We start from the raw sequence: 16,807 nt of genomic DNA on the forward strand, positions 1-16,807 counted from the left end.
TCGCACCCTTTGGATCGTGGAGACGGCCATGCCCGCGCTATGGGACAACCCGATGGGGACCGACGGCTTCGAGTTCGTCGAATACACCGCGCCCGATGTGAGCCAGCTTTACGCCCTGTTCGCATGCATGGGCTTTCGCGCCGTGGCGCGGCATCGTTCCAAGGACGTCACGCTGTTCCGCCAGGGCAATGTGAACTTCGTCGTCAATGCCGAGCCGGGCAGCCACGGCGCGCGTTTCGCGCTGGAGCACGGGCCGTCGGCCTGCGCCATGGCGTTCCGCGTGCACGACGCGGCCAAGGCCTATGCGAAGCTGATCGCGCTGGGCGCCACGCCGTTCCACAACCCGGTGGGGCCGATGGAGCTGAACATCCCGGCGATCGAGGGGATCGGCGGCAGCGTGATCTATCTCGTCGACCGCTACGGCGACCGCACGATCTACGACGTCGATTTCATACCGACCGACGCGAAACTGGGCTGGGAACATGCCGGCGCCGGCCTGACCGAGATCGACCACGTCACCCATAACGTCTTCCGCGGCAACATGGACAAATGGGCCGGCTTCTATGAGCGCTTCTTCAACTTCCGCGAGGTGCGCTATTTCGACATCGAGGGCAAGCTGACGGGGCTGAAAAGCCGCGCGATGACGAGCCCGGACGGGCAGATCCGCATCCCGATCAACGAATCCTCCGACGACAAATCGCAGATCGAGGAATATCTCCACGCCTATCACGGCGAGGGCATCCAGCACATCGCGCTCGGCACCGACGACATCTATGCGAGCGTCGAGACGCTGAAGGCGCGGGGCGCCGCGTTCCAGGAGACGCCCGAGACCTATTACGAGCGGCTCGACAACCGTATCAAGGGCCATGGCGAGGACGTGCCGCGGCTGAAGAAGAACAGCATCCTGATGGACGGCGAGCGCAACTCCGAGGTCGGCCTGCTGCTGCAGATCTTCACCCAGAACGCCATCGGCCCGATCTTCTTCGAACTTATCCAGCGCAAGGGCAATCAGGGCTTCGGCGAGGGCAATTTCCGCGCCCTGTTCGAATCCATCGAGGCCGACCAGGTCCGCCGCGGCGTCCTCAAGGACACGACCGCATGAGCAGCCGCAACTGGATCGAATTCCCGCGCATCGAGGGAGAGACCTCGAAACAGGCGCATGCCGACCTGCCCGCCGGCACCTATGAGCGCGAGATCGGGCGGGACGGCTTCTTCGGGCCGGCGACGCACATCTATCACCGGCACCCGCCGACCGGTTGGTCGTCGTTCGAGGGACCGCTGCGGCCCCGCGCCTTCGATGCGGTGAAGGCCGCGGCGAAGCCCGCTGCCGAACCTTACAAGGGCGCCCTGCTGCTGTCGAACGCCCATTGTCGGATCGCGCTGTGGCGCGTGGCCGAGCCGATGCCGCGCCTGCAGCGCAATGCCGATGGCGACGTGCTGCTGTTCATCCACCAGGGCGCGGGCGATCTGTTCTGCGATTTCGGCCATCTCGCCTATGGCGAAGGCGATTATCTTCTCCTGCCGCGCGGCACGATGTGGCGGCTGGAGCCGCTCGCGCCCACCGCCGCCCTGCTGATCGAGGCGACAAACGGCAGCTACAGGCTGCCGGATCGCGGCATCCTCGGGCCGCATGCGATCTTCGATCCCGCCGCGCTCGACACGCCCAAGCTCGACGCGGCGTTCAAGGCGCAGCGCGACGGCGAATGGACGGTCGAGGTCAAGCGCCGCGCCGCCATCTCCACCATCACCTATCCGTTCAACCCGCTGGACGCGGTGGGCTGGAAGGGCAACCTGTCGGTCGTGAAGCTGAACTGGCGCGACATCCGCCCGGTGGTGAGCCACCGCTATCATATCCCGCCATCCGTGCATTCGACCTTCGTCGCCGACCGTTTCGTGGTCTGCACCTTCGTGCCGCGCCCGATCGAGAGCGATCCCGGCGCGCTCAAAGTCCCGTTCTTCCACTCCAACGACGATTTCGACGAGGTGATCTTCTATCACGCCGGCGAGTTCTTCAGCCGCGACAACATCCATCCCGGCATGGTGACCTGGCATCCCAACGGCTTCACCCATGGGCCGCATCCCAAGGCCTTCGCGGCGGGCGCCAAGGCGGCCAAGACGATGACCGACGAGGTCGCGGTGATGATCGACGCACGCGATCCCTTGGATATGGCGCCGGCCGCGGAGGCAACCGAAGACCGCGGCTATGCCGATAGCTGGAAGACCGGATGAAGCTCGCCTCGCTCCGCCACGGCCGCGACGGCCGCCTCGCCGTCGTCTCGCGCGACCTGAAGACCTGCGTCGCCGTTCCCGGCATCGCGCCGACGCTGCAAGCGGCGCTGGATGGCTGGAGCGAGATCGCGCCGCAGCTCGAAGAGGTCTATGCGCTGCTGAACAGCCGCGAAGCGGACGGCAGTCATCCGTTCGAGGCAAAGAACTGCGTGTCGCCCCTGCCGCGGGCCTATCAATGGGCCGACGGCTCGGCCTATGTCACCCATGTCGAGCTGGTGCGAAAGGCGCGCGGCGCGCAGATGCCGCCCTCTTTCTGGACCGATCCCCTGATGTATCAGGGCGGCTCGGATTCTTTCATCGCGCCGACCGATCCGATCCTCGCCGCCGACGAGGCCTGGGGCATCGATTTCGAGGCCGAGGTCGCGGTCGTCACGGACGACGTGCCCTACGGCACCGGCGCGGCGGAGGCGGCGGGACACATCAAGCTCCTGATGCTGGTGAATGACGTTTCGCTGCGCAATCTCATCCCCGGCGAGCTCGCGAAGAATTTCGGTTTCTTCCAGTCCAAGCCGGCCAGCGCGTTCTCGCCCGTGGCGGTGACGCCGGACGAGATCGGCGCGGCGTGGAAGGACGCCAAGGTCCATCTGCCGCTGCATGTGTGGCTCAATGGCGAGACGTTCGGTGCGCCCAATGCCGGCATCGACATGACGTTCAGCTTCGTCGATCTCATCGCCCATGCCGCCAGGACGCGGGCGCTTGGCGCCGGCTCCATCGTCGGCTCGGGCACGGTGTCGAACAAATCCGGCGATGCCGGTTCCTGCTGCATCGCGGAGCGCCGCACGCTGGAGACCCTCGCCGGCGGCGAGCCCGTCACGCCCTTCCTGAAATTCGGCGACCGCGTCCGCATCGAGATGTTCGGCGCCGACGGACATTCCCTTTTCGGAGCGATCGACCAGCATGTCGTCCCACACGCAAAGTGACTTCGCGCTCTACGGCTATTTCCGCTCCTCCGCCGCGTTCCGCGCGCGCATCGCGCTGAACCTGAAAGGCATCGTGCCGGAGCTGCGCTTCGTCCACCTGCTGCGCAATGGCGGCGAGCAGCACACGCCCGAATACAAGGCGGTCAACCCGCAGGCGCTGATCCCGGCGCTGGCGCATGACGGGCATCTGATCACCCAGTCGCTGGCGATCATCGAATATCTCGACGAACTGGTGCCGGAGCCGCCGCTGCTGCCGAAGGATCCGTACGGCCGCGCCCGCGCCCGCGAGATCGCCTATGTCGTCGCCTGCGACATCCATCCGGTGAACAATCTGCGCGTCGGGCGCCATCTGAAGCACAAGCTGAACATCTCCGACGACGACATCGTGCGCTGGCAGCGCCACTGGATCCGCGTCGGGTTCGACGCGCTGGAGATCATGCTGGCGACCAGCGGCGACACCGGTGCCTATTGTCACGGCGATGCGCCGACCATCGCCGATATCTGCCTGATCCCGCAGGTCGCCAATGCGCGGCGCGTCAAGCTCGAGCTCGATCCGTGGCCGACGATCGCGCGGATCGAGGCGCAGGCGCTGACGCATCCGGCCTTCGACGCGGCGCTGCCCAAGAACCAGCCCGATGCCGAGTAGCGACGCCGCCAAGATCCGGCTCGATCTCGAGCGTTTCCTGCCCTACCGGCTGTCGGTCCTGTCGAACCGCGTGTCGGACGCGATCGCGCGGCAATATTCCGACCGCTTCGGGCTTTCGATTCCGGAATGGCGCGCCATGGCGGTGCTGGGCGGAGCGCCGGGACTCTCGGCGCGCGAGGTCGCCGAGCGCACCGCGATGGACAAGGTCCAGGTCTCCCGCGCCATCGAGAGCCTGGTACGGGCGCGCCGCGTCGCCCGCGTAGCCGACGCCGAAGACGGCCGCATCCTGCGCCTGTCGCTGACGCCAAAGGGGCGCGCGATCTATGACGAGGTCGTGCCGCTGGCGCTGCACCTGGAAGAAATCTTTCTCTCCGCGCTCGATCCGCAAGAGCGCCGCCAGTTCGACATGCTGATGGCGAAGCTGGCGCGCCAGGCGCATCTGTTGGGCGGCGGCGGCAAATAGGGCAGACTGCGTCTCGCAATTCTCGGGGCACGGCATGGCCATTCGCATCGGCATTCTGGGCGCGGCGCGGATCGCGCCGCCCGTCGTCATCCTTCCCTCGCGCGACAATCCCGATTTCGAAGTGGTCGCGGTGGCGGCGCGCGACGGCGACCGCGCCCGGGCTTACGCCGCGGAACACAAGATCCCGCTCGTGCTGAAGGACTACGATGCTCTGGTGCGCCACGCGGATGTCGATCTCGTCTACAACGCCCTGCCGCCGTCGGGGCATGCGCACTGGACCATCGCCGCGCTGGAAGCCGGCAAGGACGTGCTGTGCGAGAAGCCCTTCGCGATGAACGCGACCCAGGTGCGCCGGATGAACGACGCCGCGGTGCGGACGGGCAAGCGCCTGGTGGAGGCCTTCCATTATCGCCACCATGTCGTCATGCAGCGCGCCGTCGCCATCGCGCGCGCGGGCGAGCTCGGCGGGCTTGTCCGCGCGGAAGCGTTCTTCGAGGTGCCGATTCCATACCGCGAAGGCGAATTGCGCTGGACCCGCGGACAGGGCGGCGGCGCGCTGATGGATCTGGGCTGCTATCCGGTGCATGCGCTGCGTTCGGTTTTGGGGAGCGAGCCTGAAGTCCTTTCGGCAAGCTGCGTCCTGGAACATGAGGTCGATGTCTCGACCAGGACATCGCTCGAATTCGCCGGCGTGCCGGCGACGTTCTCCTGCTCGATGAAGCCGGATCGGTTCGGCGCGACGCTGCGCCTGGCCGGCGACAAGGGCTCGCTCGAAATCCTGAATTTCGTCGCGCCGCAACTCGGCTGCCGCTTCACCATGACGGTCGGCGGCACGACGCGAGAGGAACCGACGGCGGGACCCGCGACCTATGTCGCCCAGCTCGCCGAACTCGGCGATGTGCTGCTCCGGGGCAAGGCGCCGCTGATCACGAATGCGGATTCGCTCGCGAACATGGCGGCAATCGACGCGATCTACGCCAAGGCGGGCGTCGACCGGACGTTTGCGTGAACGGTCAGATCAGCGCCGTCGCCAGGATCGTGCCGACGCAGATCGCCGCCGCGTAGCCGCTGAGCTCTCCCCACGGACGAATCGGCTTCAGCCGGCGCCCCCAAGGCGTATCGCGCATTGTGTGGGATTGGGTGCGCGCAAAAACGAAATCCGTCCTGCGGTAGTCCGCGTGCGCGCTGATAATGTGTCTCTGTGCCGCAAATTTGGGCCCTTGGGCCAGTCCTGCTGCCGACATTGGTTTGCTTCCGTTCTTAACCACCCTCCAGACGAGCGCAAACGCGCGAAGAATTCCGCCGGTTCCTTTGCCCGTTGACGCAGGGCCACAGCTGTTGCGCCAAAGCCGCGCGCGCGGCGAACAAGTCGGCAGCCAGGGTTAACGGCGTGTTGTTGGCGCTTCGTCCGCCATCGTCCTAAAGTGGCACGTGACGGATCACAGAAGGTGAACCCATGCGCAGAACGCGCTTCGTTGTCTTGGCACTCCTCGCACTCTGCGGAGCCGCATCAGCGCATGAGCGCTGCGACTGCGATCGGCCGCTCGTTCTCAACGGCAGACTGAGCACCGGCGATTTCGACGGCGGAGTGGGCGATCGGTTCGGCGACGGCGGAACGGCGTATGGCGGTGGATACGCTATCGCCTATGGCGGTGCAGGCGCCTTCGCCGGCGGCGCGGCGAGCGCCGGCGCGTCGGCACGGGCCTCGGCATCGGTGTCGATCTCGACGCATTTCGGCGGGTCGTTCCACGGCGGCGGCCATGGCATGCATGGCGGTGGAATGCACGGCGGCTTTGGCGGTCATCACTGACCGCCTGCCGCGTCCGATGCGAAGTTTGGATGGTAGGCCGGGAGGGGATCGAACCCACGACCATTCGATTAAGAGTCGAACGCTCTACCAACTGAGCTACCGGCCCATCCAGGAAGGGGCGGGGCTATAGCAGAGCGGTTTTGGCCTGTCCAGCAGGCGTGCCCAACCGCGACCCTCACGCGAAAAGCGCGGCAATTCGGCGGTCTTTCACCAGCGCGAATAGCGGTGCCCGTTGCGATAATAATAGCGGCTGCGCTCATAGCGGGCCCGATGATAGCGATGATCGCAATCGGCGCCGCGCGACACCGCGTTGCCGGCCAAGCCGCCGAGCACCGCGCCGCCAAGCACGCCGACGATGCTGCCGTGACTGACCGCGCTGCCGATCGCCCCGCCGCCGACGGCGCCCAGCACCGTCCCGGTGGTGTGGCGATGGCCGCTGCAGGCGTCGGCCAGCGCGCCGGTGGTTCCCGCGCCCAGCGCGAGCGCCGCGGCGGCGAATATGCGTGTGGTGCGCGTGAGCATCGTCGTCTCCGTTTGAAATCCCTCGGCCGCGCGTCGCGGCATGAGAAGAAAACGGAGGCGCGGACGGATCGTTCCGGCGGGTTCCCGATGCTCAGATGATGCCGCCGGAGTGGCGCGGGATTTCGACCTGGCGATGGACATGCACGCTCATCAGAAGGCCGAAGCCGAACATCACCGAGAACATCGCCGAACCGCCATAGGAGATCAGCGGCATCGGAATGCCGACCACCGGGATGAGGCCCATGACCATCGAGGCGTTGATCATGATGTAGAAGAAGAAGTTGAGCGTCAGGCCCATGGCGAGGAGGCGGCCGAACTGGCTGCGCGCGCTGCCGGCGATCTGCACGCCATAGCCGATGATCACCGCGAAGAGGATCAGCAGCGCCACCGAGCCGACGAAGCCGAACTCCTCCGCGAAATTCGTGAAGATGAAATCGGTGTGCTTCTCGGGCAGGAAGTTCAGCTTGCTCTGCGTGCCGCCGAGGAAGCCCTTGCCGGTGGCGCCGCCCGAGCCGATCGCGATCTTGGCCTGGGTGATGTTCCAGCCGGCGCCCAGCGCGTCGGATGCCGGATCGAGGAAGGTCAGCACGCGGCGCTTCTGGTAATCGTGCAGCACGAACTGCCAGGCGGTCGGCACCGCGACCGCGACCGCGGAGAGCGCCGGCAGGATCCACCACCAGGACAGCCCCGCCAGGAACAGCAGCGACGCGCCGTCGGCTAGGATGATCAGCGTGGTGCCGAGATTGGGCTGCAGCACCACGAACACCGCCGGGATGCCGATCATCGCCAGCGCCAGGGCGAGATTGGCGGGCTTGGAGATATCCTCCACGCTCTTGCCGTGCAGGAAACGCGCCAGCGCCAGCACCAGCGAGATCTTCATGAGCTCCGACGGCTGCAATCCCAGGGGGCCAAGCGTGATCCAGCGTTCGGCGCCCTTGCCGACATGGCCCGCGATCACGACGCCGATCAAAAGCACGAGGGAGACGCCATAGGCCGGATAGGCGAGGCTCAGCCAGGTGCGGATGTCGACCACCGACACCGCGACCAGGATCGCGAAGCCGGCGAGGAAGCGGATGATCTGCGTCGTCGCCCAGGGAGAGAAATTGCCGCCCGCCACCGAATAGAGCATAGCGAAGCCGATGCAGGCGACGATGGTGATCAGGAGCACCATGCCCCAGTTCACTTCGTAGAGCTTGTCGACGACGCTGAGCGTGCGCCGCATCGCGGCATAGGGGCGGGTGGTCATCCGTGCCCTCCCAGCGGCACCGGCGGCGTCGCCAGCGCGGCATTGGTCGGATAGGCGGTGCGCATCCCGAGCGGATTGCGCTTCTGCGCGAACAGCAGCACGTCGTGCGCGATCTGCACCTGGGGATGGCCGAGCGCGCCGTGCTCCACGATGCAGGCCAGCGCATAGCGCGGCGCCGCGACGGGCGCGAAGGCGATGAACAGGCCGTGGTCGCGCATCTTCCAGGGCAGCGCGGTGTCGTTGAGCACGCCGGTGGAGCGCTCCTGCTTGGTGATGACGCGGACCTGCGCGGTGCCGGTCTTGCCCGCCATCTCCATGCCCGGCTCGGCGATGCGCCAGCGGCTGGCCGTGCCCCCCTCATTGCACACCGCGTTCATGCCGTCGCGGATCGCGGCGAACGCCTCGTCGGTGAAGGGCAGCGGATCGGCCAGCGGCCTGGGCTGCGCGATGGTGCCCACGGTATGGGCGATGCGCGGCACCACGGCGCGGCCGCTCGCGATGCGCGCGGCGAGCGTCGCGAGCTGGAGCGGCGTCGCCAGCACATAGCCCTGGCCGATGCCGGTGTTCAGCGTCTCGCCCATCTGCCAGGGGATGCCGAAGCGGGCTTCCTTCCAGGCGGCGCTGGGGATGAAGCCGGAATTCTCGCCGGGGATCTCGATGCCGCTGGTGGCGCCCATCCCCATGGCGCGGGCGGCGGCCTCCATCTTGTCGATGCCGAGGCGGCGGGCGACTTCGTAGAAGAACACATCGCAGGATTGCGCGATGCCGCGCTTGAGGTCGACGCCGCCATGGCCGCCGCGCTTCCAGCAATGGAATTGGTGGTTGCCCAGCGTGACCGCGCCGGTGCAGTTGACGTGCAGGTCCTTCAGACCGTTCTGCACCGCCGCCAGCGCCATCGCCGGCTTGAAGGTGGAACCGGGCGGATAGGCGCCGCTGAGCGCCTTGTTGACCAGCGGCTTGTGATCGTCGGTGATGAGGCCTTTCCACTGGTCGGGCGTGATGCCCACATTGAAGAGGTTCGGGTCGTAGCCGGGCGTCGAGGCCAGCGCGAGCACGTCGCCGGTCTGGCAATCGAGCACGACGCAGGCGGCGCTCTCCGCGCCCATGCGTTGGGCGGTGAAGGTCTGCAGCTCCTTGTCGATGGTGAGCCAGATGTCCTGGCCGGGCACGCCGGGATCGCGACTGAGCTCGCGGATGACGCGGCCATAGGCGTTGACCTCCACCCGGCTGGCGCCGGCGGTGCCGCGCACCTCCGAATCGAACGCCTTCTCGATGCCACGCTTGCCGATGCGGAAGCCCGGCAGGGAAAGCAGCGGATCGTCGGCGTCCTTCTTGTCGTCCGGGCTGACCGAGGCGACATAGCCCAGCACGGGCGACAGCTCGACACCGAAAGGATAGTCGCGGGTCTGCCCGACATCGGGCTGCACGCCCGCCAGATAGGGCAAATGCATGTTGATGCGCGCGAACTCTTCCCAGGTGAGATTCTCCGCCACCGGCACGGGGACGAATTTCTTGTTCATCTGGATGTCGTGCAGCACGCGCTTCTTCTGCGCATCGGTGAGCTCGATGACCTTGCCGATCGTGTCGAGCGCCGCCTCGACGCCCTCGGTCGCCTGTTCGGAGACCAGGAGGACGCGGTAGTTGCGCCGGTTGTTGGCGAGCTCGACGCCGAAGCGGTCGAGGACGCGTCCGCGCGGCGGCGCCAGGAGGCGCTGGTTGACGCGGTTCTCCTCGGCTTCCGTCATGTACTGGTTGCCGTTGCGGATCTGCAATTGGTAGAGCCGCCCGCCCAGCACCGCGAACACCGCCGCCATGCCGGCGCTCATGCCCAGCGAGCGGCGGGTGAAGCTGGCGTAACGGCTCTTGTCCTTGCGGTCGAACAGCGGCATCAGAACTCGCTCCGGAGCGGTCCGACGACGCGGCGATGGATGGCGCCGAGCACGAAGACGGCGGCGGTGTATTCGATGACGGTGATGGCGAGCTCCGCCATCGAGGGCGCCAGCGGCTGAAGCCGCCAATGATAGATATCGACGATCACATAGGCGCTGGCGCAGGCCGTCAGCGCCGCCACGCCGAAACCGACCAGGGCGCCGACGCCGGAAAGCCCCGCCAGCATATCGCGCTGGTTGTCCACGAAGGCATAAGCCGCAAGATAGGACGCCGCCCACACGCCGGGCGGTCCGCCCGACAGGAAATCCTCCAGCAGCCCCAGCATGAAGGCCCAGAAGGGCGTCATCAGGTCGGGCCGCACGATCGCCCAGAAATAGAGCGGCATGAAGGAGAGCAGCGGTGGCGGCACGAGGTTGCCGAGGAACGAGACCGGGAAATTCGCGATCAGCGCGCCCAGGATTCCGAGCACGACCGGGATCGTCGAGGAGAATATCCGTCCGCTCATCAGGCTGCCCATGCGCTCCATGGGGTCACTCGTTCCCGCTGTCGGCCGCGGCCGGCGGCACGATATCGGGTTTGGCGGCGGAAGGTTTGGCGACAGCGGGCGCAGCCTGCGTCAAGGCCGGCGCGGTCGCGGGTGTCGGTCCCGGCGTCGCGCCGGGGACGGGCAGCGGCGGGGGCGGCGGCGCGGGCGGCAGGCCGGCGGCGGTGGCCGGCAGGTCGGACGGCGAGACGGAGGGCGGAAGCTCCGCCTTCTGCTTGAAGTCGACGATATTCACGTCCTCGCTGGACGACGGATCGGCCAGGAGCACGACGCGCGAGCCGCCGGCCGGGTCGGCGATCACGGAGCCGATGGCGAGGCCCGGCGGCAGCAAGCCGCCGTCGCCGGAGCTGACGACCTGCATGCCGGGGCGCAGGACCACGTTCTGCGACAGAAGGTCGATCTGCGGCGCGGCGGAATTGTCGCCGGCCATGATCGCCTGGATGTTGCCCGGCTCGATCACCACCGGGATGCGGCTGTTCAGGTCGGTGAGCAGGATGACCCAGGAAGTATGGTCGCCGGCCAGGAAGATGCGGCCGATCATGCCGCGGGCGTCGATCACGCCCTGCCCCGGCTTGACGCCCTGGGCCTTGCCGGCGTCGAGGATCATGGTCTGCAGGAACGGCCGGTTGGCGCGACCGATGACGCGCGCCATCACCGAGGACAGGCTCGGATCGGGCACCGCGTGGAGCAGCAGCTGGTAGCGTTTGACGCGGGTGTCGAGCACCACCGCCGCGTTCTGCCATTGGCGCAGCCGCGCGTTCTCTTCCTTGAGCTTGAGGTTTTCCCTGTAGACCTGGAAGACCTCGCCGATGGAACCGATCCAGCGGTCGATCCCGCTCAACGGCGTCTGCACGACCTGGATCGCCGGGGCGGCCCAGTCCGTCACATTGGCGCGCGCCCGGTCGAACAGGTTCGACTGCGCCTTGCCGATCAGGATGAGGGCGATGGCGAGAGCGGCGAGCAGCGCCAGAGGGAGCTGTGCCCCGCTCCTGCTACGCGCAATCTTCCACCCGCCGTTCGCCATGACCTGTCGTTCCGGCTCCTAGCGCCGGTCCACGTTAGAACGCCGTCGAAAGAACGTGCCGCATGCCCTTCGTGTTCTCCAGGACCCGCCCGGTGCCGAGCGCGACGCAGGAGAGCGGATCGTCGGCGATCGAGACCGGCAGGCCGGTTTCCTCGCGCAGCACCTGGTCGAGATTGGCGAGCAGCGAGCCGCCGCCCGTCAGCACGATGCCCTTGTCCACGATGTCGGCCGCGAGTTCCGGCGGCGTCGCTTCCAGCGCGACCTTGACCGCCTCGACGATGGCGCCGACCGGTTCGGCCAGGGCTTCGGCGATGTGGCGCTGGGTGATCGTGATCTCCTTGGGCACGCCGTTCAAAAGGTCGCGGCCCTTGATGTCCATCGTGACGCCGTTCCCGTCCGAGGGCGGTGCCGCCGACCCGATCTCCTTCTTGATGCGTTCCGAGCTGGCTTCACCGATCAGCAGGTTCTGGTGACGGCGGATGAAGGCGATGATCGCCTCGTCCATCTTGTCGCCGCCGACCCGCACCGAGCGCGAATAGACGATGCCGCCCAGGCTGAGCACGGCCACCTCGGTCGTGCCGCCGCCGATATCGACCACCATGGAGCCGGTCGGCTCGGAGACCGGAAGGCCGGCGCCGATCGCCGCCGCCATGGGTTCCTCGATCAGGTAGACCCGGCGGGCGCCGGCGGAGAGCGCCGATTCCTGGATGGCGCGCCGCTCGACCGCGGTGGAGCCCGAGGGCACGCAGACGATGATCATCGGATTGGCGAAGGAACGGCGGTTATGCACCTTGCGGATGAAATGCTTGATCATCTCCTCCGCGATCTCGAAATCGGCGATGACGCCATCGCGCATCGGGCGGATCGCCTCGATGTTGCCGGGGGTCCGGCCCAGCATCATCTTGGCGTCGTTGCCGACGGCCCGGACCTGCTTCTTGCCGCCGCGATTGATCGTGGCCACGACCGACGGCTCGTTCAGCACGATGCCGCGACCCTTCACGTACACAAGGGTATTGGCCGTGCCGAGGTCGATCGCCATGTCGCTGGAAAGGGCGCCGAGAAGACTGCCGAACATACTAAACCTGTCCCATTCCTGGTTATGGGCAGACCTCCCTTGCAACCTTTATTCCCGAGAAGGACCGCCCCGGCGGGGTTAAACGCCGGGGCTATTGTCTCATCGCGCGACGGTCAAGGCCTCTGGCGCCTGCTTTTTGCGTTTCACCAACAGCTTGTTGAGCGCATTGACATAGGCATAGGCCGCGGCCACCAGCGTATCGGTGTCCGAACCCTTGCCCGTGACGGTGCGCCCGTTTTCCTCGAGCCGCACGCTGACCGTGGCCTGCGCATCCGTGCCTTCCGTGACCGCGTTGATCTGGAAGAGCTGCAGGGTGGCCGTGTGCGGATAAAGCTCATGAATGGCCTTGAAGATGGCGTCGACGGCGCCGTCGCCGCCGGTGCTCGCCGTCTTCTCCTCGCCGTCGATGACGAGCGTCAGTCGGCAGGCGGGCGGAACACCAAGACCGGTCTCGACGCGAAGGGCCCGCACCGCGACACTGTCATGGCCGCGCACGATCTCGTCGTCCACCAGGGCGACGATGTCCTCGTCGAAGACGTGCTTCTTCTTGTCGGCCAGTTCCTTGAAGCGCTTGAAGGCCTCGGCGAAGGCGTCCGCCTCCAGCTGATAGCCCATGGCCTCCAGCTTGTCGCGGAAGGCGTGGCGGCCGGACAGCTTGCCCAGGACGAGCGAAGTCTCCTTCACCCCGACATCCTCGGGCCGCATGATCTCGTAGGTTTCCACGTTCTTCAGCATGCCGTCCTGGTGGATGCCCGATTCATGGCTGAAGGCATTCTTGCCGACGATCGCCTTGTTGTACTGGACCGGGAAACCCGTGACGTTGGAGACGAGCTTGGAGGCGCGGGCCAGCATCGGGGTCTTCACCCGCGTCTCATAGGGCATCAGGTCCTTACGAACCTTGAGCGCCATGACGATTTCTTCCAGCGCGGCGTTGCCCGCCCGCTCGCCGATGCCGTTGACGGTGCATTCGACCTGCCGCGCCCCCGCCAGCACGCCGGCCAGCGAGTTGGCCACCGCCAGGCCGAGATCGTTGTGGCAGTGGGTGGAGAAGACGACCTTGTCCGCATTGGGCACGCGGTCGCGCAGCATCTTGATGATCTCGAAATATTCCTGGGGCGTCGAGTATCCCACAGTATCGGGCACATTTATGACCGTGGCGCCGGAATGAATCGCGACTTCGACGGTTTTGCACAGGAAGTCGGGCACGGTGCGCGTCGCGTCTTCCGCCGACCACTGAACGTCGTCGGTGAAGTTGCGCGCCCGCGTGACCGAGGCGCCGACGGCCTCCAGGACCGCGTTCTCGCCCATCTGGAGCTTGTGCTTCATGTGGACGGGGCTGGTGGAGATGAAGGTGTGGATGCGCGGCCGTTTGGCGCCCTTGAGCGCCTCGCCCGCCGCGTCGATGTCCTTGATGCCGGCGCGCGCCAGGCCGCAAACGGCCGCATTCTTGACGATCTTGGTGATCTCTTTCACGGCCTCGAAGTCGCCGGGCGAGGAGATCGGGAAGCCGGCCTCGATGATGTCGACGCCCATCTCGTCGAGGAACTCGGCGATCTGGATCTTTTCTTCCAGGGTCATGGCGGCACCGGGCGACTGCTCGCCGTCGCGCAGCGTGGTGTCGAAGATGTTGATCTTCGCAGGCTTGGCCGTCTGGGATTGGGTACTCATGGCAGTATAGTCCTTCCGTTCGCCGCAACAGCGGCTTCTGATTTCTCCTTTCGCTTTCATCCCCTAAGAGCCGCGCGCGAGATGACCTCGCGCCGTCAGCGCCTAGGGGCAGCTAAGAAGAAGCAGAAGCGCCTGCGACGAACCGAGGGAAGGACGGGGCTTGCGCAGGGTGCACGCACGGACGCCGGCGGAGAATCCGCCCTTCGCGTCGTTGTGCGCCACCTTTGTCATCGCCTGTTCGCCGTTCCGCCCGCCGTGTTTACGGTTCGATAACTTTGCCCGAATCGTGGTTAAGCGCTGGTAAAAGCTCTATTTTCGACACCGGACGAGCCGTTTTACGCTGAATGTTGCCGCGCACGCAAGGGTCGGTGTGCAATCGCAGGGGAACCCCCGTTGATAGAATTGCAAGAGATTTCAAAAGCTTACGGAGCAACCTCGGCGCCGTCGGTTCGCGCGCTGAGCTTTGCCGTCGCGAGCGGAGAATTTCTCGTCCTGATCGGCGAATCCGGCTCGGGCAAGACCACGACCCTCAACATGATCAACCGGCTGATCGAGCCCACGGGGGGCCGCATCCTGGTCGACGGCGAAGACGTCCTGGCGCTCGACGCCGTGACCCTGCGCCGGCGCATGGGTTATGTCTTTCAAGGCGCGGGGCTCTTTCCCCACCTGACGGTGGCGGAGAACATCGCCGTGACGCCCCGCCTTTTGGGCTGGCCGCGCGAGGCGATGGCCGCGCGCGTCGACGAACTGCTCCAACTCATGCGGCTGGCGCCGGGCGAATATCGGGACCGCTTCCCGAGCGAACTCTCCGGCGGACAGCGGCAGCGCATCGCGCTGGCGCGCGCGCTTGCCGCCAAGCCGAAGATCATGCTGATGGACGAGCCGTTCGGCGCCCTCGATCCCCTGATCCGCGACGATCTCGCCGAGGATTATCGCCAGATCCATGCGGCGCTCGGCCTGACCACGATCTTCGTGACCCACGACATGACCGAGGCGATGATGCTGGGCGACCGCATCGCGGTGATGCGCGAGGGCGCGCTGGTGCAGATCGGCACGCCGAACGAATTGCTCTCCGCCCCGGCGGACGATTTCGTCCGCTCGCTGGTCGAGACGCCAAAGAAGCGGGCGCGGCGCCTCGCCGACGTGCTGAAGGCCGCGTCGTGAGCGAAATGGCCGAGGCCTGGTCGTATCTCCCGGGCTATCTGAGCGCCCATGTCCTGCTCAGCATGAGCGCGCTCCTGCTCGGACTTGCGATCAGCCTGCCGCTGGCGGTGCTGGCGGCACGGTCGCGCTGGCTGGGCGGCGTCCTGCTCGGCTTCGCCGGCATCGTGCAGACGATCCCGAGCCTGGCGCTGCTGGCGCTGTTCTATCCGCTGCTTCTGGCGCTGTCGCATTTCACCAGTGAGACGTTCGGATTCGGATTTCGCGCCCTCGGCTTCCTCCCGGCGCTGCTGGCGCTGACGCTGTATTCGATGCTGCCGGTGCTCCGGAACACCGTCACCGCGCTCGCCACCATGGACGCCGGCGTCAAGATGGCGGCGCGGGGCGTGGGCATGACGCCGTGGCAGTCGCTCACCCTGGTCGAACTGCCTTTGGCGGCGCCCGTCATCATGGCCGGCATCCGTACCGCCGCGGTATGGGTGATCGGCACCGCGACGCTGGCGACGCCCGTGGGCCAGACCAGCCTCGGCAACTACATCTTCACCGGCCTGCAGATCGAGAACTGGGTGTTCGTCACCTTCGGCGTGGTCGCCGCGGCCGGACTGGCGTTCGCCGTCGACCGCCTGCTGGCGCTGGCGGAGAGTGGGCTGGCGCTGCGGTCGCGCCCGCGCATCGTCGCGGCGGCGATCGGGCTGGCGCTCGTGGTGGGCGCGAGCGTCTATCCCGCGGTCGCCAGCGGTGGCGGCGGCAAGATCGTCATCGGCGCCAAGAATTTCGACGAACAGTACATCCTGGGGGCGCTGATCTCCGACAAGCTCGCTTCCGCCGGCATCGCCTCGACCGAGCGCGACGATCTGGGCTCCAGCGTGATCTTCCGCGCGCTCGCGGCCGGCGACGTCGACGTCTATGTCGATTATTCCGGCACGATCTGGACCGGCGCGATGAAGCGCACCGACATGCCTGGCCGCCAGGCCGTGCTCGACGGCATCGCGTCCTGGGCGGGCAAGACCCATGGCATCAAATATCTGGGACCGCTCGGCTTCGAGAACGCCTATGCGCTGGCGATGCGGCGGGACAAGGCCGAGGCCCTGCACATCAAGACCCTGGCCGATCTCGCCGCCCATGCGCGCGAGATGAAGATCGGCGGCGACTTCGAGATCTTCTCGCGGCCAGAATGGCGCGCGGTCGTGCAGGCCTATGGCATGAAATTCGCGGCACGGCGCCAGTACCAGCCCAATCTGATGTTCCGCGCCCTGGTCTCCGGCGATGTCGACGTGATCACGGCCTTTTCGACCGACGGCCGCATCGCGCAATACGGTCTCACCGTGCTTCGCGATCCCAAGGGCGCGCTGCCGCCCTATGATGCGATCCTGCTGGTCTCGCCGGCGCATGCCAATGACACGGCGCTGCTGGACGCGCTGAAGCCGCTGGTCGGCGCGATTGACCTGACGACCATGCAGCAGGCCAATTTGATGGTCGATCGCCCCGACGACAAGCGATCGCCGCAGCAGGCGGCGCGCTGGCTGGAGGGGCGGCTGCGGCGCTGACC

At 66.7% G+C, this 16,807-nt stretch carries 16 protein-coding genes and 1 tRNA gene; 9 read left to right on the forward strand and 8 right to left on the reverse strand.

The window, feature by feature from the left end:
* Positions 1 to 28 precede the first annotated feature (28 nt).
* The 7 genes from hppD (at position 29) to WDN01_12265 (ending at position 6,128) form a co-directional block, all read left to right on the forward strand.
* Positions 29 to 1,102, forward strand: coding sequence for a 4-hydroxyphenylpyruvate dioxygenase (hppD, locus tag WDN01_12235; protein MEJ0026788.1), 1,074 nt, complete (start codon positions 29 to 31; stop codon positions 1,100 to 1,102).
* Positions 1,099 to 2,229: a homogentisate 1,2-dioxygenase gene (locus tag WDN01_12240; protein ID MEJ0026789.1), complete on the forward strand. Its 1,131-nt coding sequence runs from the start codon at positions 1,099 to 1,101 to the stop codon at positions 2,227 to 2,229. Before hppD ends, WDN01_12240 begins: the two co-directional genes overlap by 4 nt.
* Positions 2,226 to 3,209 (forward strand): fumarylacetoacetate hydrolase family protein, encoded by a 984-nt coding sequence (locus WDN01_12245; GenBank protein ID MEJ0026790.1) that lies wholly within the window; start codon positions 2,226 to 2,228, stop codon positions 3,207 to 3,209. The genes WDN01_12240 and WDN01_12245 overlap by 4 nt, the downstream gene beginning before the upstream one ends.
* A complete protein-coding gene (gene maiA, locus WDN01_12250; protein ID MEJ0026791.1) occupies positions 3,187 to 3,855 on the forward strand; it encodes a maleylacetoacetate isomerase in 669 nt (222 codons plus the stop codon). Before WDN01_12245 ends, maiA begins: the two co-directional genes overlap by 23 nt.
* Entirely contained in the window at positions 3,845 to 4,318 is a 474-nt protein-coding gene (locus WDN01_12255) for a MarR family winged helix-turn-helix transcriptional regulator (GenBank protein MEJ0026792.1), read from the forward strand. Before maiA ends, WDN01_12255 begins: the two co-directional genes overlap by 11 nt.
* Before the next feature lie 34 nt (positions 4,319 to 4,352).
* Positions 4,353 to 5,327, forward strand: a complete 975-nt coding sequence (locus tag WDN01_12260) for a Gfo/Idh/MocA family oxidoreductase (GenBank protein ID MEJ0026793.1) — start codon at positions 4,353 to 4,355, stop codon at positions 5,325 to 5,327.
* A gap of 447 nt (positions 5,328 to 5,774) precedes the next feature.
* Positions 5,775 to 6,128 (forward strand): hypothetical protein, encoded by a 354-nt coding sequence (locus WDN01_12265; GenBank protein ID MEJ0026794.1) that lies wholly within the window; start codon positions 5,775 to 5,777, stop codon positions 6,126 to 6,128.
* A 30-nt stretch (positions 6,129 to 6,158) separates the two neighbouring features.
* Here the strand turns inward: WDN01_12265 and WDN01_12270 are convergent.
* The 8 genes from WDN01_12270 to WDN01_12305 all read right to left on the reverse strand — a co-directional run bounded on the left by WDN01_12270 (position 6,159) and on the right by WDN01_12305 (position 14,097).
* A tRNA-Lys gene (locus WDN01_12270) sits at positions 6,159 to 6,234 on the reverse strand.
* Positions 6,235 to 6,335: 101 nt separating this feature from the next.
* A complete protein-coding gene (locus tag WDN01_12275) occupies positions 6,336 to 6,650 on the reverse strand; it encodes a glycine zipper 2TM domain-containing protein (GenBank protein MEJ0026795.1) in 315 nt (104 codons plus the stop codon).
* A 91-nt stretch (positions 6,651 to 6,741) separates the two neighbouring features.
* Entirely contained in the window at positions 6,742 to 7,896 is a 1,155-nt protein-coding gene (gene rodA / locus WDN01_12280) for a rod shape-determining protein RodA (GenBank protein MEJ0026796.1), read from the reverse strand.
* The gene (gene mrdA / locus WDN01_12285) at positions 7,893 to 9,785 is read right to left on the reverse strand and encodes a penicillin-binding protein 2 (protein ID MEJ0026797.1); all 1,893 of its coding nucleotides are present in this window, start codon (positions 9,783 to 9,785) and stop codon (positions 7,893 to 7,895) included. The genes rodA and mrdA overlap by 4 nt, the downstream gene beginning before the upstream one ends.
* Positions 9,785 to 10,312 carry a hypothetical protein gene (locus WDN01_12290; GenBank protein ID MEJ0026798.1) on the reverse strand — a complete coding sequence of 176 codons (528 nt, stop codon included), beginning with the start codon at positions 10,310 to 10,312 and terminating at the stop codon, positions 9,785 to 9,787. The genes mrdA and WDN01_12290 overlap by 1 nt, the downstream gene beginning before the upstream one ends.
* 4 nt (positions 10,313 to 10,316) lie before the next feature.
* Complete coding sequence (mreC, locus tag WDN01_12295; protein ID MEJ0026799.1) at positions 10,317 to 11,354, reverse strand: rod shape-determining protein MreC; 1,038 nt, start codon at positions 11,352 to 11,354, stop codon at positions 10,317 to 10,319.
* Positions 11,355 to 11,388: 34 nt separating this feature from the next.
* A complete protein-coding gene (locus WDN01_12300) occupies positions 11,389 to 12,429 on the reverse strand; it encodes a rod shape-determining protein (protein ID MEJ0026800.1) in 1,041 nt (346 codons plus the stop codon).
* A gap of 99 nt (positions 12,430 to 12,528) precedes the next feature.
* On the reverse strand, positions 12,529 to 14,097 hold the full coding sequence (locus tag WDN01_12305) for a 2-isopropylmalate synthase (GenBank protein ID MEJ0026801.1): 1,569 nt from the start codon (positions 14,095 to 14,097) through the stop codon (positions 12,529 to 12,531).
* 393 nt (positions 14,098 to 14,490) lie between these two features.
* On the opposite strand from WDN01_12305, the gene WDN01_12310 reads away from it, so the two are divergent.
* On the forward strand, positions 14,491 to 15,261 hold the full coding sequence (locus WDN01_12310) for an ABC transporter ATP-binding protein (GenBank protein MEJ0026802.1): 771 nt from the start codon (positions 14,491 to 14,493) through the stop codon (positions 15,259 to 15,261).
* 5 nt (positions 15,262 to 15,266) lie between these two features.
* Positions 15,267 to 16,805, forward strand: a complete 1,539-nt coding sequence (locus tag WDN01_12315) for an ABC transporter permease/substrate-binding protein (GenBank protein ID MEJ0026803.1) — start codon at positions 15,267 to 15,269, stop codon at positions 16,803 to 16,805.
* Positions 16,806 to 16,807 lie beyond the last annotated feature (2 nt).

It is taken from the genome of Rhizomicrobium sp., from assembly GCA_037200985.1.
Taxonomy (GTDB): Bacteria; Pseudomonadota; Alphaproteobacteria; order Micropepsales; family Micropepsaceae; genus Rhizomicrobium.